We start from the raw sequence: 18,293 nt of genomic DNA, 5'->3' as shown, positions 1-18,293 counted from the left end.
GTCCCGCTGCTGCGGTGCCGGGGACCGCAGCGGGGAGCGGATGTTGCGGCGGCTCGGCAAGCCGTGCAGCCGCGGGTGGCGCGTCGGTGTGGACCGGCCACCGGATGCAGCGCCTCGCTGCGGCGCGTTCTTCGACCGCAGCGACGCCCGGCACCGTTACAGCCTCCTACCGACAAAAAAGTTTGTCAAGACAGTCAATGTTGTCGGCCGGATCGCGGCGCGGCGCGGTCACGGTCAGCCGAGTGCTTCGTAGCCGGCCCGTCTCCAGCGGAGGGTCGTGGCGGCGGCGCTCGATGACACCAGCGACCAGGCCGACGAAGCCGATCGGCGCCACGCCCCCCGAGGAAACCCGGACGTACTCCGAAAAATGCAGCAGCGCATCCAACTCGAGGGCGTGCAAGGTACGCCGACAACCGGGAATCCTCGCCCTGCCGGGGCAGAGCGTGGACAACACTTCAGGAGTAGATATCGTCGCGAGCTGCCGAGACTCGGACGAAGAGACCAACGACGCGGTGGACGCCGCCCGCCGCGCCAAGTGCCGCCACTACGCCACCTACATGATCAAAGCCGTCACCTGCCCCCAGGACGTTCTCCACCACGACCACGATGCGGCTCCTCGCGCGGCGATCCCGCAAGGCTGATGTGACAGCCGTCAGGGCTCAAGGACGCGGTCCGGCCCCAACGGCACCTCGTGCAGGAGGAGCCGGCTGCGCAACTCCCTCACCCCGAACTCTGCCTTGAGCCGGTCGATGACCGTTTCGAACTCCCGGGCGTCAGTGCAGGCCATGCGCAGCTGGTAGTCGTAGTCCCCGGTCAGCCGCATCGCGCCGACGACCTGCGGGACTTGGTGCAGCTGTGCCTCGAAGGCCTTGCGGTCCACGCCCTCACGCAGGCGGACATCGCTCAGCAACTCCAGTCCACGCCCGAACGCCGCCAGGTTCAGGTCGGCCCGGTACCCACGGACGATTCCGGACGTCTGGAGTCGTCGTACACGGTCGGCGACGGTGTTGGCCGAGAGCCGGACCTGGCGACCCAGTTCCTGGTAGGTCGCCCGGCCGTCGCCGAGGAGGATCGTGAGGATCTGCCGATCGATGCGGTCCATAGCGCCACTTTACAAATACTCGGGCTGACATGGGTATGACCGAGTATTCCGCGGCAATCTGGCGCCAAGTGCCGAGAAGTCCGAGCCAAAATCGGCGATGTCGGTGCCAGGCTCGAAGGCATGGAAATCCTGCTTCTCAGGACCGCCCTCGCCCCTTCCCTCGTGCTTCTCGTCTCCGTCGCCGCCCGTCGTTCGGGCCCGCGCCTGGGCGGACTCCTGCTGGGCGCCCCGACGACGTCGGGACCGTTTCTGGCGCTCATGTGGCTGGACGGAGGGAGCGACGTGGCCGCGCACGCCGCGCGAGGCAACGTCGCAGCACAGCTGGTGGTCGTGACCTTCTGCCTCACCTACGGGCGACTCGCGCCCGCCCTGCGTCCGACGCCGACGCTGACCGCGGCCCTGACCTGCGCGGTCGGCGCCGCTCTGGTCGCGGCAATGTGCGCGAACCTCTGGCTCACAGCGGCCCTGGCCCTGGCCGTGACCTTCACCGGTCTACGGACCTGGCCCGCGCCGACGTACGCGGACCGGCCATCGGACGGCGCCAGGGGCTGGGAGATCCCGGTGCGGATGGCGGTGTCGGTCGTGATGGTCGTCCTCGCGGTGAATGCCGCTGACACTCTCGGCACCTTCACGGGCGGCATCCTCGCCTCGCTCCCGGTACTGCTGGCCGTGATCGCCCCCTCGACCCACCGCTCGACCGGCGCGGAGTCCGCCGCCGCGATGATGCGCGCCGCACTGACCGCAGCACCCGGCACCCTTGCCTTCCTGCTGGTGCTCCATACGGCATTTGCCGCCTCCGTGACGAGGAATTAGGCCCTCGATCGCCAGCAGTACAGTGCGCCGCAGTCGGCAACGCGGCTACGGGTCCGCGGTCGTGCATCTCGTTGGGTCGTGGGAACACGCCAAGGCCAGCCGCATCCGGGGGAGTTGAACGAGAGGGGGACGGTTGTATGTCTGCGTCGTGGTCGGTGAGGGCGTCCCGGCGGTGACCCTCGCCGCCCTCATCGGCCTCCCCTCGGCTGTCGAAGCCCTCAGACGGCTCCGTGCTTTCACGCGGACTCCATCGAAGCAGCCGTTGCCGCCGAGGGGGCCTCGTATCGATGGTCCGGTGGAACATCACGGGCCCGGAGGCCCGATTGTGGAGCTGTCGCAGCCCGCCAAGTCCGTCCGTAGGACCACCGGGCACGGGATGCTTCCTATGAGCCGCCGGATGCCTCACGCAGCCATCGCGCATACCGGCGGATGCGGGACGCGTCCTCGGGGAAGTAGCTGGCCCATTCCTCGTTCAAGGACGTCCAGGCCGCTGGCTGTCCGCTCTCCGCGACCAAAGGCGCAGCAGCATCCACGACCGCAACGAACGACAGCCCAAGAGTCGCCGGCCACCCCGGGCGATAGGAACGCACCGTCGCCGCCGCGGGCTCCGGCAGTAGCTCCACCTCGACGCCGGTCTCCTCGAAGAGCTCACGGCGAGCCCCTTCTCGGGGCGTTTCACCCGGCTCGACGCGCCCGCCCGGCGGAACCCAACCCCGCCAGCGGTGATGAACCAGCAGCACCTGCGCGAGATCCTCGTCGAAGACCCACACCTCTGCGGCAAGCGGCTCCGACAACTCCTGGCCGAGGGCCGTCAGCCACTCGCCAGCACCGTCGAACTCCATTCTCGCCAGCCGGACATCGGTGGCAGTGGCCTCTATCACCCGGTGCTCAAACCCATCACGAATCACCGGGACAACATAAGGTGACGGTCTGACACCAGCATGGCGCCGGACACTGTCCCGGACGCCCACATGATGCCCCGCGCAGGTCATGGACGATCCGAACGGCAGGCAGATCGGCAAGGCCGGACGCGACGATTTGTGGCGACTCTGCCTCACGCAGCCCAAGTGCCGGGCGTTGGCCAACGGCTCATCGGCGTTTCGTCGAGTGGGCCTAGTGCGTGTCTCCTTGAAGGCGTTACCCTCCGGCAGCCGAGTCATCCTGCCGTGCGAAGCTGCACGCCATGGCACCTTCGACAGTCCGTGGACTTGCTCTGCCCACCCGACTGACGTCCCTTATCGATCGCGGCCTCTGGCGTCACCCGGGTGATGCCGCGTTGGTGGAGGTCATCCCGTGGTTCGAGGACCCGCTTCATTTCGTGTCAGACCCGGAGCAGATGGAGTTCGCGTCCCAATCGATGGACATGTTCGCGGACGATCCGCACTGTGTCTTCTTTCGCCAGGCACGCGGAAGCAGGGCCACCGCCCCATTGGAACTTCCGTGGCTTGATGTTGAACAGGCAGTGCTGATTGCCATCACTTGGCTTGTAGATGCCGTGGCCGTCCTCATCTGCGTGCCCACATGAGGACGGTGGCGAGGCGGAGCGCGAGCTGGTACTTGGTGGCGAGCTTGTCCGTTCGCATGGCCGAACCGCGCCACTGCTTGAGCCGGTTGATGCAACGTAGACATGGAGGGCCAGGAGCCGTGCATGTGAAGGCAGCGCCCAGTGACCTTGAATCGACGGCGTGTGCCCTGGTTCCCCCGGTCGGGACGATCGGGGACGCGGGGCAGCCCGGCGCGTACGCGCCGGGCTGCGGTTGGGCGATGAGCACAGATGCTCGGGTCCCGAGCTAGGCCGGTCAAGACTGCGTGTCCCACCTCCGGTTGCGGATCGGCGGCAGCTCCGACCTGGTGTGCCTCTTCGTGCTGGATGCCCTGACCTGCCGCGCCGTGACCGAGCGTGTCGGTCAGCGGGTGACGACGTTGTGCGCCGGGATGATCTGCGGCTCGCCGTCGGCGTGGCCCAGATCGGACAGGATCGGCAGGAGGATCTTCGAGAAGTTCTGGAGCGCCTCCTCGGACTCCCACACGTCGACGACCCGCCACCCGCCGTCGACCGGCCCGGCCGCGTGGGAGATCAGTCCGGGTGCGGGAATGTCGGCGAGCGAGGTGAACTCGCCGCCCTCGGTGAGGCGGTTGATACAGGCGTCGTAAAGCTCCTGTCCGACGCCCGGAATGTCGAACGTGACGATGATGGCCATGTTGTCCCCCCACTGCTCGCCTACTGTGTGCGGCGATCGCTCCTGTCGGCGCGATCCCCCTCATGCCTACCCGACCGCTGTCCGTGCGTCGACGCCCTGCGGGGTCCGGGTGGAGGAAGCTGAGGCGCGCCAAGGGCTCCCGCGCCCCCAGGTGAGCCGATTGCCACCCGGCGCGCGCTGCACGGCGGCCGTTCGAGTCATTCGGAAGATCGCGTCCTGATCCGCACCTCGTCCTCGACTGACATCCAGTAGCAGGCCCTACGTCGGAGCCTGAAAGCCGCCGATCTCCTCCTCGAGCAGTTCGGCCAGCCGCAGCGGGGTGCGGTCCTCGAACATCGGACCGATGAGCTGCACTCCCACCGGCAGACCCTCGGGGGACCGGCCCGCTGGAATGGCGGTGGCGGGTAGGCCGGGCATGGTGGCCACACCGGCCCAGACGAGCTGGTCGAGGTACGGGTACTCGACGCCGTCGATGTCGATCCGGCGTTCCATGAGATCGGGGTTGTGGTCGTGTGCGAACGCGGGAGTGGGCGTGATGGGACACACCACGGCGTCGAACTCGCCGAAAAGCTGCCGCCAGCCGTGGCGGTGGAGCTCGCGACGGCTGTTCGCCTCGATCCAGTCGCGGTGGCTGAACACCATGCCGCGCAGCCGCACCGCATCGAGACTCCGGTCGTCTGCGCTCAGTCCGGCGGCGCGGGTCCGCAGCTGCTCGTACGCCTCGACGGGAAAACGTGCAACGGAACTCGAAAACAGCAACTGCGTGTAGAGCATCGCGGCTTCGGTCAGATCGGGCAGCATCGGACTGTGCCGTTCGACTCGGGCGCCGCCGTCGACAAGCGCGTCGGCCACCCGGTTCACGCCCGCCCGCACAGCGGACCCGGTCGGAATGAGCGGATGCTCGTCGAGGACCAGGACCCGGAAGTCGCTGAGCCGCTCGTGGCGCGTGGGCGGCAGCGTCAACTCGTGTGCCACACCGAGCGTCAGCGGGTCCGGTCCGGCCATTACGTCGAGCAGGAGCGTGAGGTCGCGGGCAGTGCGTGCCATCGGGCCGACGACGGCGAGGTCAAGGTCGGCCGGCAATGCCGGCGCGAGCGGCGGGACCATACCGCGGTGCGCCGCCAGCCCGAGTGTCGGCTTGTGTGCGTAGACCCCGCAGAAGTGTGCGGGGGTGCGCAACGAACCTGCGATGTCGGAGCCGATGGACAGCGCGCCGAATCCGGACGCCAGGGCCGCCGCCGATCCGCCGGAGGATCCACCCGACGTGCGACGGTGGTCCCACGGGTTGTTGGTGGTGCCGTAGATCTCGTTGAAGCTCTGTATGTCTTGCAGGCCCAAGGGCACATTGGTCTTGCCAAGCACCACCGCGCCTGCGGCCTTGAGCCGCGACACCTGCACCGCGTCCTCGGCCGGCATGTAGTTCCGGTGTAGCGGCATGCCCCAGGTCGTGGGCAGCCCGGCGATGTTGTAGGACTCTTTGACCGTCACCGGAATGCCGAGCAGCGGCCGGTCCTCACCGCGGGCGCGCGCCTGGTCGGCACCGCGCGCGGCGGCCCGCGCACGGTCGAAGTCCGGCACACAGATCGCGTTGATCGCCTCGTCGTCCCGCTCGATACGGGCGATCGCCTCGTCGGTCAGTTCCGCCGAAGTCACTTCACCGGCACGCAAGGCGGCCGCGAGTTTTTCGGCCGTCTGAAAATTCCATTCCATGAATCCGACCGTAACGGCCCTTGGAACAGGTCATGAAATGCCGCTTCGTGCAAGAGGATTGATGCCCGAATACTCGTCATGTTCCTGTCCGGCCAAAGACAGTTCGCCCGACCCCCGGCGATGCCGACGCGCGGCGGGATCGGTGCAGGCCTGGGAGTTCAGGAGACCTTCATCGGCCACCCGGCCCACTTCGCCAGGCTGTGAACCGACGTGTGCCCGGACAGCTTGATCAGCACCGGTGTGGACGCGGCCTGCCTTCACCGCAGCGAGGCCACCGGAGCGGGTGGCTGTGGCCAACCGAAGCGCTCGGAGCCGGTTCTGCAGGTTCAGAGCGTCAGCACCGGCCGGGTGGAGAAGTCCTCGCAGAGATCCTCGCCGTCCGGCCCGTACACGAACTCGACCATGGAAGGGTTGCGGTTGGCGGTGGCCAGTGGCAGCCAGGCCAGCATGTGGCCGTATCCGCCGCACACCGACTCGCCACCGTCTCCGCCGTGGACCGCGACGGCGTCGCTCGCCAGCTCCGCACGGTAGGTGTCGTAGGCGATACGCAGTCCGAAGGCGTTCGACTGATTCTGCGGGCCAGTGTGGTCCCCGTAGGGAATGCGGTCGAGGGGACAGTCGTTTCCTCACCGGAACAGGGTGCCCGTTCCGGCGCCACAGGCATGTTCCCACTCGTCGGAACTTGGCATCCGCAGCCCACGAGCCGTGAGAGCAGCAGTCATGTCAGCAGGCGACTCGGTCAGGTTCTCGTCCTCCACGGCCATGAGGACTGTGGCCAGGTCGACGCGGCGGCGGGGGCTGAGCGTCTGCGCGAGGTGGGCTCGTAGATCAGGTCCGCACCCGAAGCCCTGTTCCAGGCTCTCGGCGTAGTCGGCGGTCTGCTCCGGCGTCGGCTGCCAGTTCTCCAGGGCAAAGCCCAAAGACATGGAGCCTCCAGGTATCAGAGCGAATTCCTGCCCGTTCCGTTCGATCCGGACGCGGTGCAGCGGGGCACCGAGATGCTCCGTGGTCTCGACCAGGGTCACCCGGCCGTTCACCAGGTTGGCGGCCTCCTGGGCGACGCGGCGTGCGACGGGCAACTCGAAGGACCGCCACTGGTCCAGAGTGAGATCAGCGAGTGACATGGGCCGCAGTGTGGCATGCGCGTCTGACACAGCCTGCCGGACCAGCCCCGACCGGCAAGATGCAGGATCTGGGCTTGAACACCAACTCTGGAGTTGAACCGGCCGATGGACATGTCCTCCCGAGAGATCCGCATGCCCCTCAGCAAGCGAAACCCTCCGGCGCTCCCGCGTGGAAGGCCCGCCCGCCACCCGCCCCGGTGCGGTCACCCGCGTGATCACCGCGGCGGCCGAGGCCGTCCGCCGACCACCGCCTCCGACCGGGCCCTCACTTGACGGCTCCACCGGTGATCCCGGAGGCGACACGGCGCTGGGCGACGACGAGCAGCGCTGCCGCAGGAACGGAGGCCAGAACGGCGGTGGCCATCACGGCGTTCCACTGGTTCGTGTGGGCGCCGAGGTACTGGTAGATGCCAAGGGTCACCGGCCGTACCGTGTCCGTGGTGTTCAGGGTGAGGGCGAAGAGGAAGTCGCTCCAGGCGAAGAGGAAGGTGAAGACGCCGACGGTGATCAGAGCGTTGGTGCTCAGTGGAAGCACCACGGAGCGGAAGATTCGCAGCCTCCCGGCGCCGTCGACACGCGCGGCCTCGATGATCTCCCTGGGGATGGCCTGCATGAACGCCCGCAGAACGATGACCGCGAAGGGGATCCCGGCGGTCGAGTCGGCGAGGATCAACCCGAGGTGCGAATTCAGCAGTCCAAGAGTGTTATAGGCGCCGTAGAGCGCGTTCGCCACGACGATGCCGGGCACCGCCTGGGTGACCAGGACACCGAAGAGCACGACGGCGGTTCCCCGGAGGCGGAAGTGGGCCAGGGCATGGGCCGCCGGGGCCGCGAGCCCGAGGCTGAGCCCCGCACTGCCGAGAGCCACGACGAGGCTGGTGAGGAGGCTGCGCCCCTGCTCATGCAGTGCGGTGGCGTAGCCGCTGAAGTCCGGGTGGGCGGGAAACCAGCCCGCCCGCAGGGCGTTGCCCGCCGGTTGCAGGGAGACGTTCACCATCCAGTACACCGGGAACAGCATCAGCGCGAGCAGGACGATCCCCGCGAGCGTGGACGGCAGGCCCCGTACGGGTGCGCGCTTCATCGGACTCTGTCCCCCTTCAGGCCTTCAGGGCACGGCGGTTGGCGCGCAGGAGGACGAGGGCGAAGGCGAGCGACAGGATGACGAGGACGTTGCCGAGGGCGGCGCCACGCCCGAACTCGAACTGCTGGAAGGACAGTTCGTACGACCGGGTGGCGAGGGTCTGCGTGGCGTCGGCCGGACCCCCACCCGTCACGACGAGGATGATGTCGAGCACCTTGACCGTGTAGACGACGCCCAGCACCACGACGACGCCGGCCACGGGCCGCAGCAGCGGCCACGTGATGTGGCGGAACGACGCCAGCCGCCCGGCCCCGTCCAGCCGCGCCGCCTCGTACAGCGGGGCCGGGATGTCCTGGAGCCCGCCGTACAGGATCGTGGCGTTGAAGGGGATGCCCACCCAGACGTTGACGAGGATCACCGACACGAGCGCCTGTGACGTGCCGGTCAGCCAGGGGACGCCGCTCGACAGCAGGTGCAGGTCGCGCAGCGCGCGGTTCACCACTCCCGTGTCGGCGTCGAGCATCCACCTCCAGGTCGTCGCCGAGACGACCAGCGGCAGCAGCCAGGGCAGCAGCAGGAGCGCGCGCAGCACGCCGCCGAGCGGGAACCTGCGGTGGAAGAACAGGGCGACGGCCAGCCCGAGCACGAACTGCCCGGCGAGCGAACCGACGGTGAACAGGACCGTGGTCAGCAGAAGCTTCGGGAACTGGTCCGACGACGCGATCTCCGCGTAGTTCCGCAGCCCCACGAACGGTGCGGCACCGGTGTAGAACGCCGTGGTCGTGTACCGCTGGAAGCTCACCGTGATGTTCTTGACGACCGGGTACCCGAAGAACAGCAGCAGGTAGGCCAGGGCGGGAACGAGAAACCCCCACCGGGCGATCCGGTCAGGAAGTGGTCGCGATCCGCTGCGCATGCCCGAGTGCTTCCTTCGGTGTCTGCTCGCCCGTCAGCGCTGCCTGGACGGCCGTGTAGATGCCGGTCGCCGCCTTGGGCCACCTGACTCCCAGTTCGCCGGTACGGGCGCGGGCCCGCTCGACGCTCTCGACGAAGGCCGCCATCGACGGGACCTGCTCGGCGTAGCGGGACGCCACCGCCGTGCGGGAGGGCACGGTGAAGTTCTGCCGGGCCAGGGTGAGCATGTGCGCGGAGTCGTTCAGACAGGCGAGGACCTGGGCCGCCTTGGCCTGCCGGGCCCTGGACGCGTTCTGCGGGACCGTCCACACCTCACCGCCGAGCGGCGTGACGAGGGTCTGCCCCGGCCGGCGGACGGGGATGGGTGCCACTCCCCAGTGCAGGCTCTTGACTTTGTTCATCTCGGATATCCGCCAGGGCCCGTTGACCATCATGGCCGTCCGTCCGGCGACGAACTGGTCGTGCACGTCGGCCTGTGTCCAGTTCAGCACCGACTTGGACATGGAGCCGCTCCTGACCAGGTCGACCCAGAGCCGGAGCGCCTGCGCGGCCTGCGGGGTGTCCAGGTGCCTCTCGTCCCCGCCGTTGGACCACAGGAAGGGCAGGAACTGCCAGGTGCCCTCGAACGTGGCGTTCGCGTCCACCGCCATGCCGTAGCGCCCCGGGCGGGTCAGCCTGGCCGCGGCCGCCTTCAGCTCGTCCCAGGTCCGCGGCACGGCGACACCGGCCTCGGACAGCATGTCCTTGTTGTAGAAGAGAGCGATCGTGCTGACCGTGGGTGCCAGTCCGTACACCTTGCCGTGATAAGTGCCCGCCGACTGGATGCCCTTGGCGAACCCGCCGGAGTCGATGTCGTACCGGTCCAGCGGTGTCAGCGCGCCGGTCTGTGCGATCTGCTGCAGGTCGGGGTTGTCCAGCATCAACAGGTCGGGAAGCGTCCGTGACGACGCCTGCTGCAGTACCTTCGGGATCAACGAGGCCCCCGGAACACTGCGGTGCTCGACCGTGACGCCGGCAGTCCTGCCGCAGGCGTTGAGGCGCTCGCTCCACTGGGCGTGCTCGGACCCGTCGGTGTAGTAGTCGAGAGCGGTGATGGAGGTGACCTTCCCCGAGGTCGGCTCGGTCCCGGAGCCGCCTGTGCACCCGGAGGCGGCCAGGACGAGGGCGGCGGCCGCGAGGAGAGCGGATATGCGCCGTGCCGACGCTCCGGCCGCTGAGATCATGGTGATGCCTTCCTTGTGCTGGGCGGGGATATTACCCTTAATTCCCAATTCAGAAGGGGTGCCGAGGCGTGCGGCCGGAGTCGGGCCCGACACTGTGCGCCGCAGCTTCCCGGATCATCGCCGCCACGGCGTCGGGCTGCGAGCGCGGCACGGCGTGCGAACCCTCCAGTGAGTGGGTGGTGGCCGTCATGCGCAGCGCCATGAACCGCTGGGCGGTGGGGTTGAGCATGCGGTCGGCGGTGGCGACGGCGTACCAGGACGGTTTGTCCGCCCACGCGGGCGGGCCCGACCTGCTGGTCAACGCGCACCGGGCGATCGGGCGTTGCGTCACGGACAGCACACTGGTGACGTGCGGTGACAGGTCGGCGGCATACACCTGAGGAAAGAGTTCCCTGCGGATGTACAACTCGCTGTCCGCGTCGGCGGGAAACGGCGTGGGGACGGGGGCTCCGAAGAGCGCGTCCGCAGCGGGCGTGGGGGAGAAGCGGCTCGTGATGTCCAGAAGGCACTCTCCGGCGTCGAGTCCGAACGCCGCGACGTAGCACAGGGCGAGGACGTTGTCGGCGTCGGCTGCGGCATCGGTGATGACCGCGCCGCCGTACCCGTGGCCGACCAGTACGACCGGGACGTCGATCCGGCGCAGCACGTTCCTGAGGCAGGCGGCGTCGTGCGCCAGGCCGCGCAGCGGGTTCGCCGGGGCGTGCACGGTCAACCCGTCGTCGTGCAGGAGCCCGGTGACCCCCGCCCAGGACGAGGCGTCGGCGAACGCCCCGTGCACGAGTACGACGGTCAGCGGTGAGGGAGCGGGTCCGTGCACGTCGGCGACCTCCGACCAGGTGGGCTGCCCAGCCAACCGCATCCCGGTCCACCCTGGCATCGCGTGAACGTACCAACAGTGCGCTCAGCTGTCGGGCAGGGACCGCACCAGATTGGCGAGCTGCACCCGAGAGTTGACCGACATCTTGCGGAAGGCTGAGGTCAGGTGTGTGTTGACGGTGTGTGGAGAGACCACGAGCAGCTCTGCGGCCGCCCGGTTGGTGTGGCCCTCGGCGATGAGGCGTGCGACCTTCCTCTCCGAGACCGTGAGGGCCTCCCAGCCCTGGACGGGACGCTGCCTGTTCGCCGCCCGGCGGCCGTGGCTCCCCGCATTCTGCAGCTCGCGCTCGACGTGTGCCGCAGCGGCGTGCGCGCCCGATGCGGCGAACGCGGCATGGGCCCGGGTCAGGGCGGCCACCGCCCGGGGTCTGTCGCCCGCTGCCAGCAGCGCCTGCCCGAAGTCGGCACAGGCCGAGGCGTGGACCAACGGGCGGGGGCCTGCCTCGAGCAGCCTGACGGAACGTTCCAGCAGGGCGAGGTCGTGCGTCACGAGCCCGAGGGCCTGCGCCGCGACACCGGTCGCGGTGGGCACCGCCGGGTTGCGTGCGGCGTGGGCTTCGGCCTGCGCGGCCAGGTCCCGTGCCAGTTCGTGGTCCGCTCCTCGCAGGGCCATGCGTATCGCGGATTCGACCCAGCAGCGCAACAGCCGCCAGCGGAGGAAGGGACCTTCCGCCTGAACACGACGAACCTTGTCGACAGCGAGCCCGACGTCCCCTTCGGCGTCGGCGTGGAGTGCCTCCAGGAACCGCACCGCTGCCGTGTTGCCGGGGTTCGGTTTGGCCGCCAGCCTCTCCCGCGCAGCGGCCAGGTGCTCCCGTGCCGTCTCCTCCTCACCCCGCAGCAGGGCGGTCCAGGACCGGATCACGCGAGCGTTCACCTGCTGGACGGGCACCTGCACGTCGTCCTCCAGACGCTCCATCGTCACGAAGTCGGCGTCGGCGTCGTCGAGCCTGCCCAGCCCCAGATGCTGCTGCCCCTGGGCCCACAGCAGCATGGCCTCGCGGAGCCCTCCGGAACGCTGCGCCGCCTTCAGCAGCAGCCGCTCGCCGCACGCGAAGTCGTCCATGTGCTGGTAGGCGACGATCTCCTCGGGAGAGAAGGCGGAATCGACAGCGCTGAGCGCAGTGAAACGCTCCAGGGCGACGGCGTTCTCACCCGCGTTGAGCGCGATCTCACCGAGCGCGAACAGGGCTTGGACGTGGGCTTCCCGGTCCCCGATCGCGATGGCGTCACGCAGCGCGTTCTCGCCCGCCTCACGCGCCGTGCGCAGATCGTGGCCGCGGGACAATGCCAGTGCCCGCAGGGCGGCCAGCCGGGCCTCGACCTCCGGGGCGGCACCTCCGACGGCGAGGGCCGTCTCGGCCCGGTGGCGCAACTCCTCGGCGAGGTCCAGGTTCCACAGCGTCCCGCCGAGGGCGGCCTGCAGCCGGCCGAACGTCTCCACGGGCGGTCGGCACTCCAGCAGCCGGTCGCAGGTCGACAGCGCCTCACGATTCCGGCCGGCCCGGGTCAGACAGACGATGGCCTGCTCGCCCACGGCGAACCACGACGGCCGTGCTGTGGGCACCAGGCCGAGGGCGCGCGTCGCCAGGTCGGCCGCGAGCCCCGGCGTCACCGGCAGGACGTCGTCGGCGGCGCGCCTCAGCAGCCCCACCGCCTCCTCGTCCCCGGGCAGGGCGCCCCGCAGGATGTGCGACACCGCGTCGATCGGCTGGTGGCCCGCCGCGACGAGGTGGCCCGCGGCCTCCCGGTGCAGCGCCTTGCGGGCCGAGGGCGGGATGTCCACGTAGACCGCCTGACGCAGCAGGTCGTGCCGGAAGACCAGATGGTCGCCGTCGTCGTCCAGGAGTCCCGCGCGCACCGCCTCGTCGAGCGACGCGATCAGCGGAGCGGACGGCCCGCCGCAGAGCGCGGCGGCGTCCCGGAAGGCGAACCTGCGGCCCAGCACCGCCCCCATCTGCAGGAAGCGCAGTGTGCCGGGCTGCAGGGACTTGAGCCTGCCGCGCACTCCCGACACCAGCCCAGGGGGTACAGGCTCACCCGAGGCGTCGGAAGTCCGCAGCCCGGCGAGCATCTCGACCGCCAGGAACGGGTTTCCACCGGCTCCGTCGAGCAGCTCACGCACGCGCTCGTCCACGGCCGGGCCCAGGGCGTCATCGGCGAGCCGGCCGATGGCCGAGCCGGACAGCGGGCCCAGGGACAGGGTGCGCGCCGGGAGTTCGTCGTGCACGGCTGCGACGATCTCCTCCGCGGGTCCACCGACGCCCTTCCGCCCGGTCAGCATCCACAGGACGGGCGACGTCCGCAGACGCCGCGGAAGCTGCGTCAGCGCGAACCGGCTCAGCGCGTCGGCCCACTGCACGTCGTCCAGAGCGATCAGCACCGGCGTGCTGTCGGCCCTCGCCTCGATGGCCTCCGCCAAGCGCTCCACCAGCCGGATCCGCTGGTCGTGACGGTGCGCGAGATCGGCCAGCGCGTCGCCGGACAGCAGCGGCCGATCGCCGTGCAGGACGCAGGTCGCGAGCGACGAGAGCGGCACGATGTGGTGCAGCTCGTCGGCCTTGCCGACCCCGACGCAGAATCCCGCCGCTTCGGCCCGGGCGACGGCTTCGGCGAGCAACGTGGTCTTGCCGATTCCCGGCTCCCCCCGGATGAGGGTCAGGGCGCTGCTTCCGGTGCGGGCCACCGAGGCGATCAGTGCCTGCAACTCCTCGAGCTCGGCCTCCCGGCCGCGCAGACCGCTTCGGGACAGCGATCCGCTCGACCCCGCCACCGTGACCTTCCCCTCCGCACGCACCGGCGACGCCGGCGCTCCGGAGGCCCACTATGGCAAAAGCGGCAGCTCAGCGCACATGCAGTGGCTGGGGCGAGTTACCCGAGGCAGGGATCCGAGACCCCTGCACTGTGGAGCTGCGCCACTCGACGGGGGAGACCCCGTAAGCGGCCCGGAACACGCGGCTGAAGTGGGAGGCACTCGTGAAACCCCAGCGGTGAGCCACCGCCGCGATGGTCACCCCCGCCGCCTCCCGGCGGGACAGCTCACGTCGGCAGTGCTCCAGCCGGCGCTGCCGGATCCACCGGCTGACCGTGATGTCCTCGAGCTGGAACAGCTTGTGCAGGTAACGCACGGAGATGTGGTGAGCCCGGGCGATGGCCTCCGGTGTCAGGTCCGGATCGGCGAGGTGCCGGTCGATGTACGCCCGGATCCGTAGCAGCGACTCCCGCGCGCCGTTCGGCGTGTCCGCGGTCGCCCTGCCCAGCCGTTCGTCGGTCAGCGTCTGCAGCAGGTCCACGACGTTGCGGGCGATCGACTCGGCCGTGCGCTGCGGATACGTTTCCGCGGTGTCCACGAGCCGGGACAGGAACGGCGACAGCAACGCGCCGAGCGATGTCTCGGCGTCGAGGGGAGACGCGGTGATCTGCCGCAGCTCCGACTCGCTCAGACCCAGCACCTCGCGCGGCAGCACAAGCGACTTCGTCCGAAAGGGCTCGGGGAGGGTCATCCGGATCGGCCGCGCCATGTCGTACACGAAGAGCTGCCCCGGCCGGACGATGGCGTCACGCGTGTCCTGCTCGACTCGGGCCACGCCTTTGCACAGCAGCTTCACGACCACGAAGTCGTCGTTGTCGCTCCCTGCGATGAGCCGCCGCGTGCGCAGGGCCCGCTGCGGGGCGCCGTCCACCGTCACGGTCTGCATCGGGCCCAGCAGTGACGTACGGATCGTGCCGCGGTCGACCTCGTCGGGAACGCCCATGTCCACCGCCCCGAACGTCTGGGACAGGGCATCGCGCCAGTACGTTCTTCGTCGGTGGGTGGGCACCGCGTCCGTGGTGTAGAGGGTGCCCGAGTGCCCGGGTTCCAGCAACGATGAATCCGGCGACATGAATCTCCGCCCTTCGGCAAGTGCGCTTTCCGGACACACCGTGCCAGTGGGGCGTGTTCACCACATCGCGTGAACGCGTGAGATCCGGGGGCGGCACGGCTCGGACGGGCGTCCTCGTGCGAGCCGGCCGGCAGGCGGACGGCAGGTTCAGGAGGTGCTCGCCCAGGCGCGCTGCGCCCAGTCGGCGAAGCCGGTCCAGTGGATCTCCGGGTGGGCAGCGTGGAGTGCGGGGATGTCGACCCGATAGCCGGGGCCGTTCAGGAATGTCCACATCGCATGCATGTCCGGATTGCCGATGGCCGTCAGCGGTACGCGCTCATGGCGGACCTCCCGCCCCAGCGCGGCACCGAGCGCAGCCGCCATCTGCGTCGGAGTGGGTGCGTCGGAAGCCAGTTCGATACGCCGCCCGACATACGGAGAAGGGTTGAGCAGCACTTCCGCCGCGAACGCGCCGAGGTCCGGCCGGGCGAGCTGCTGCAACGGCCGATCGGGCGGCAGCGGCAGATCGAGGACACCGTCGAGGATGCGTTCCGCTCCGCCGAGTGCGTTGTCGAAGAAATACGTCGGCCCCAGAATCGTGAACGGCACATCTCCCGCCGTCAGTTCCGCCTCGATGCGTGCCTTGCTCTCGAAGTGCGGTACGCCGCTGTCCTGGTCGGCCCCGGCAACCGAGCTGAACACGAGATGCGGGACGCGCTCCTGGGCCGCGGCGGCGAGGATGGCCCGCCCCTGGCCCACCTCCGCCTCGACACCGGCCTCGAAGGGTGTGGTGAACGCGAAGACACCGGCCACCCCGTTCATGGCCGCGGCAAGCGACTCGCGATCGCTCAGGGACCCCGCCATCACGTCGACGCCCCGGCCGGCCAGTTCCTGCGCGGACCTGCGGGCGGGGTCGCGGACCAGCGCCCTGATCCGGGTCCCGCGGGCCAGCAGCGCGTCGGTCACGGCACCGCCCTGTCCGCCCGTCGCGGCAAGCACCAGGATCGGCTCATGCACCATGAATGAACTCCCTTCCGGCAGCGGGGCATCGGATCTGAAGTCGGCCCCGACGGCAACCATCCGTCACGAACGACGGTGCATGACGCAGACTCGCCCGAGACGGGCGCTGGAGGACTCGACCCTGTGCACGGACAGTCATGACGCTCGTGCGCCCGGCGCCTAGCGTTCCCCACCTCACACGATTGCCGGAAAGAAGAGAGACCCATGCAGTTCGGCATCTTCACGGTCGGGGACGTGACGCCCGATCCGACCACAGGCCGCACGCCGTCGGAGCACGAACGGATCAAGGCGATGGTGGCTATCGCGCTCAAGGCCGAGGAGGTGGGCCTGGACGTCTTTGCGACCGGCGAGCACCACAACCCGCCGTTCGTGCCCTCGTCACCGACCACGATGCTCGGCCACATCGCCGCCCGCACCGAGAAGCTGATCCTGTCCACCGCCACGACACTGATCACCACCGACGACCCCGTGAAGATCGCTGAGGACTTCGCGATGCTCCAGCACCTCGCGGACGGCCGGGTGGACCTGATGCTGGGGCGCGGGAACACCGGACCCGTCTACCCGTGGTTCGGGCAGGACATCCGCCAGGGCATTCCGCTCGCCCGGGAGAACTACGCGCTGCTGCACCGGCTGTGGCGCGAGGACGTCGTGGACTGGGAGGGCAAGTTCCGTACGCCCCTTCAGGGTTTCACCTCCACACCCCGTCCGCTGGACGGCGTACCGCCGTTCGTCTGGCACGGTTCCATCCGCTCCCCGGAGATCGCCGACCAGGCGGCCTACTACGGCGACGGCTTCTTCCACAACAACATCTTCTGGCCGGCCGAACACACGCGGCGGATGGTCCAGCTGTACCGGCGGCGGTACGCCCACTACGGTCACGGCCGCCCCGAAGAAGCCATCGTCGGTCTCGGCGGGCAGGTCTTCATGCGGAAGAACTCGCAGGACGCCGTACGAGAGTTCCGCCCCTACTTCGACAACGCCCCGGTCTACGGCCACGGACCGTCCCTGGAGGACTTCACCGAGCAGACCCCGCTGACGGTGGGCTCTCCGCAGCAGGTCATCGAGCGGACGCTGTCCTTCCGCGAGACCGTCGGCGACTACCAGCGCCAACTGTTCCTCATGGACCACGCGGGCCTGCCCCTGAAGACCGTCCTGGAACAGCTCGACATGCTCGGCGAAGAGGTCGTGCCCGTGCTGCGCAAGGAGTTCGCCGACGGCCGCCCCACCGATGTGCCGGACGCGCCGACGCACGCGGCCCGGGTCGCCGCGGCGTCCCCGAAGGGGGACACCGCCGCATGAAGCTCGTCGTCGTGTCCGCGGGTCTGAGCACCCCGTCCTCCACCCGTCTGCTCGCGGACCGTCTCACCGAGGCGGTCCACGGCGAACTCGCCCCTCAGAGCCTCGATGTGCAGACCCAGGTCGTCGAGTTGCGCGAACTGGCCGTCGCCGTCGCCAACAACCTCGTGACCGGATTCCCGCCGCCCCCGCTGGCCGCCGCGATCGACGCAGTGACGGGCGCCGCCGGTCTCATCGCGGTCACTCCCGTCTTCACCGCCTCCTACAGCGGACTGTTCAAGTCCTTCTTCGACCTGATCGATCCGGACGCCCTCACCGGCAAGCCGGTCCTGATCGCGGCGACCGGAGGCACGGCCCGCCACTCGCTGGTCCTGGAGCACGCGCTGCGCCCGCTGTTCTCCTACCTGCGCGCTGCCGTCGTCCCCACGGCGGTGTACGCGGCGTCCGAGGACTGGGGGTCGGGCGGCGACGCCTACACGGAGGGACTGCCCGCGCGCATCCGACGGGCGGGCGGCGAGCTGGCCGCCCTCATGGCCACGGGCCCGTCCGAGGCGGCACCCGAGGACGACGTCACCGCGCTGGAAAGGCAGCTGTCCGACCTGCGCTTCGACTGAGGCCGACCGCCACGGGCCCGGCCGGGTCCGTGCCGACCCGGTCCCCGCCTCGCCCGAGGCGGGGACCGGGTCGACGGCCGGCGAACAGAGCGAGGTCCTGCTCCTGCACGGCGATCACCACGGAGGTCTCCGGCAGTGCCCGGAACAGCGCAGCCGGCAACCCCTCGGCGGTGGGCCCGTCCAGACCGGCGACGGGTTCGTCCAGCAGGAGCACCGGCGGGCGCCGCAGCACGGCGCGCGCGATCGCTAGGCGCCGCCGCTGCCCGTGGGCCGGCAGACGCCCGCCGGGGCGTCGAGCGGAGCGCGGAGAGGTCGACCACCTCCTGTACGGCCCGCAGAGCGGCGGTGTCGGCCGAGGGGGCGGCCTGACGGAGATTGGCCACCACCGCGTCGTCGGCCGGCCAGTCGTCGGCCTCGACCAGGGTGATCGTCTCGGCGACGACCTGAGTGGACGG

The 18,293-nt window shown here is 69.7% G+C and carries 18 protein-coding genes and 2 pseudogenes; 5 read left to right on the top strand and 15 right to left on the bottom strand.

Annotated features, from left to right (window positions below):
• Nucleotides 1-166: 166 nt before the first annotated feature.
• Nucleotides 167-385, bottom strand: coding sequence for a hypothetical protein (locus ACIF83_RS41350; protein WP_399735227.1), 219 nt, complete (start codon nt 383-385; stop codon nt 167-169).
• Between the two features lie 58 nt (nt 386-443).
• On the opposite strand from ACIF83_RS41350, the gene ACIF83_RS41345 reads away from it, so the two are divergent.
• Complete coding sequence (locus ACIF83_RS41345) at nt 444-641, top strand: hypothetical protein (protein ID WP_399735224.1); 198 nt, start codon at nt 444-446, stop codon at nt 639-641.
• Between the two features lie 11 nt (nt 642-652).
• Here the strand turns inward: ACIF83_RS41345 and ACIF83_RS41340 are convergent, their stop codons facing one another.
• The gene (locus ACIF83_RS41340; RefSeq protein WP_393483928.1) at nt 653-1,102 is read right to left on the bottom strand and encodes an Lrp/AsnC family transcriptional regulator; all 450 of its coding nucleotides are present in this window, start codon (nt 1,100-1,102) and stop codon (nt 653-655) included.
• A gap of 120 nt (nt 1,103-1,222) precedes the next feature.
• Between ACIF83_RS41340 and ACIF83_RS41335 the strand changes: the two genes are divergently transcribed.
• Entirely contained in the window at nt 1,223-1,915 is a 693-nt protein-coding gene (locus tag ACIF83_RS41335) for a hypothetical protein (protein WP_399735220.1), read from the top strand.
• A 383-nt stretch (nt 1,916-2,298) separates the two neighbouring features.
• Here the strand turns inward: ACIF83_RS41335 and ACIF83_RS41330 are convergent, their stop codons facing one another.
• Nucleotides 2,299-2,823 carry an NUDIX domain-containing protein gene (locus ACIF83_RS41330; protein WP_399735217.1) on the bottom strand — a complete coding sequence of 175 codons (525 nt, stop codon included), beginning with the start codon at nt 2,821-2,823 and terminating at the stop codon, nt 2,299-2,301.
• A gap of 275 nt (nt 2,824-3,098) precedes the next feature.
• Here ACIF83_RS41330 and ACIF83_RS41325 point away from each other — a divergent pair, with 275 nt between their 5' ends.
• Nucleotides 3,099-3,440 (top strand): hypothetical protein, encoded by a 342-nt coding sequence (locus ACIF83_RS41325; RefSeq protein WP_399735215.1) that lies wholly within the window; start codon nt 3,099-3,101, stop codon nt 3,438-3,440.
• Here the strand turns inward: ACIF83_RS41325 and ACIF83_RS41320 are convergent.
• The 11 genes and pseudogenes from ACIF83_RS41320 to ACIF83_RS41270 all read right to left on the bottom strand — a co-directional run.
• Nucleotides 3,421-3,537: pseudogene (locus tag ACIF83_RS41320) on the bottom strand (IS5/IS1182 family transposase); the annotation flags it as partial. The gene ACIF83_RS41325 and the pseudogene ACIF83_RS41320 sit on opposite strands and share 20 nt — an antisense overlap.
• A gap of 285 nt (nt 3,538-3,822) precedes the next feature.
• Complete coding sequence (locus ACIF83_RS41315) at nt 3,823-4,116, bottom strand: hypothetical protein (RefSeq protein WP_398141449.1); 294 nt, start codon at nt 4,114-4,116, stop codon at nt 3,823-3,825.
• 258 nt (nt 4,117-4,374) lie between these two features.
• On the bottom strand, nt 4,375-5,826 hold the full coding sequence (locus ACIF83_RS41310) for an amidase (protein ID WP_399735211.1): 1,452 nt from the start codon (nt 5,824-5,826) through the stop codon (nt 4,375-4,377).
• Between the two features lie 326 nt (nt 5,827-6,152).
• Nucleotides 6,153-6,950 (bottom strand): annotated as a pseudogene (locus ACIF83_RS41305) (hypothetical protein).
• 265 nt (nt 6,951-7,215) lie between these two features.
• A complete protein-coding gene (locus ACIF83_RS41300) occupies nt 7,216-8,031 on the bottom strand; it encodes a carbohydrate ABC transporter permease (RefSeq protein ID WP_398141447.1) in 816 nt (271 codons plus the stop codon).
• A 16-nt stretch (nt 8,032-8,047) separates the two neighbouring features.
• Nucleotides 8,048-8,947 carry a carbohydrate ABC transporter permease gene (locus tag ACIF83_RS41295; protein WP_399735207.1) on the bottom strand — a complete coding sequence of 300 codons (900 nt, stop codon included), beginning with the start codon at nt 8,945-8,947 and terminating at the stop codon, nt 8,048-8,050.
• The gene (locus ACIF83_RS41290) at nt 8,919-10,169 is read right to left on the bottom strand and encodes an extracellular solute-binding protein (RefSeq protein WP_399735204.1); all 1,251 of its coding nucleotides are present in this window, start codon (nt 10,167-10,169) and stop codon (nt 8,919-8,921) included. The genes ACIF83_RS41295 and ACIF83_RS41290 overlap by 29 nt, the downstream gene beginning before the upstream one ends.
• A 49-nt stretch (nt 10,170-10,218) precedes the next feature.
• Entirely contained in the window at nt 10,219-11,028 is an 810-nt protein-coding gene (locus ACIF83_RS41285) for an alpha/beta hydrolase (protein WP_399735201.1), read from the bottom strand.
• Between the two features lie 42 nt (nt 11,029-11,070).
• Nucleotides 11,071-13,818 carry a helix-turn-helix transcriptional regulator gene (locus tag ACIF83_RS41280; RefSeq protein WP_399735198.1) on the bottom strand — a complete coding sequence of 916 codons (2,748 nt, stop codon included), beginning with the start codon at nt 13,816-13,818 and terminating at the stop codon, nt 11,071-11,073.
• Between the two features lie 70 nt (nt 13,819-13,888).
• Nucleotides 13,889-14,929 (bottom strand): helix-turn-helix domain-containing protein, encoded by a 1,041-nt coding sequence (locus tag ACIF83_RS41275; RefSeq protein WP_399735195.1) that lies wholly within the window; start codon nt 14,927-14,929, stop codon nt 13,889-13,891.
• Between the two features lie 147 nt (nt 14,930-15,076).
• Nucleotides 15,077-15,928: an NmrA/HSCARG family protein gene (locus tag ACIF83_RS41270; RefSeq protein ID WP_399735191.1), complete on the bottom strand. Its 852-nt coding sequence runs from the start codon at nt 15,926-15,928 to the stop codon at nt 15,077-15,079.
• 204 nt (nt 15,929-16,132) lie between these two features.
• On the opposite strand from ACIF83_RS41270, the gene ACIF83_RS41265 reads away from it, so the two are divergent.
• Nucleotides 16,133-17,227 carry an LLM class flavin-dependent oxidoreductase gene (locus tag ACIF83_RS41265; RefSeq protein WP_399735188.1) on the top strand — a complete coding sequence of 365 codons (1,095 nt, stop codon included), beginning with the start codon at nt 16,133-16,135 and terminating at the stop codon, nt 17,225-17,227.
• Nucleotides 17,224-17,838, top strand: a complete 615-nt coding sequence (locus tag ACIF83_RS41260; RefSeq protein WP_399735186.1) for an FMN reductase — start codon at nt 17,224-17,226, stop codon at nt 17,836-17,838. Before ACIF83_RS41265 ends, ACIF83_RS41260 begins: the two co-directional genes overlap by 4 nt.
• Here the strand turns inward: ACIF83_RS41260 and ACIF83_RS41255 are convergent.
• On the bottom strand, nt 17,795-18,070 hold the full coding sequence (locus tag ACIF83_RS41255; RefSeq protein WP_393483889.1) for a hypothetical protein: 276 nt from the start codon (nt 18,068-18,070) through the stop codon (nt 17,795-17,797). The genes ACIF83_RS41260 and ACIF83_RS41255 overlap by 44 nt on opposite strands.
• Nucleotides 18,071-18,293: the final 223 nt, after the last annotated feature.

The sequence above is a fragment of the Streptomyces sp. NPDC085866 genome (genome assembly GCF_044541035.1).
In the GTDB taxonomy this organism is placed as follows: domain Bacteria; phylum Actinomycetota; class Actinomycetes; order Streptomycetales; family Streptomycetaceae; genus Streptomyces.
The sequence above is the reverse complement of the archived record's forward strand: the minus strand, read 5'-3'. Positions and strand labels throughout refer to the sequence as shown.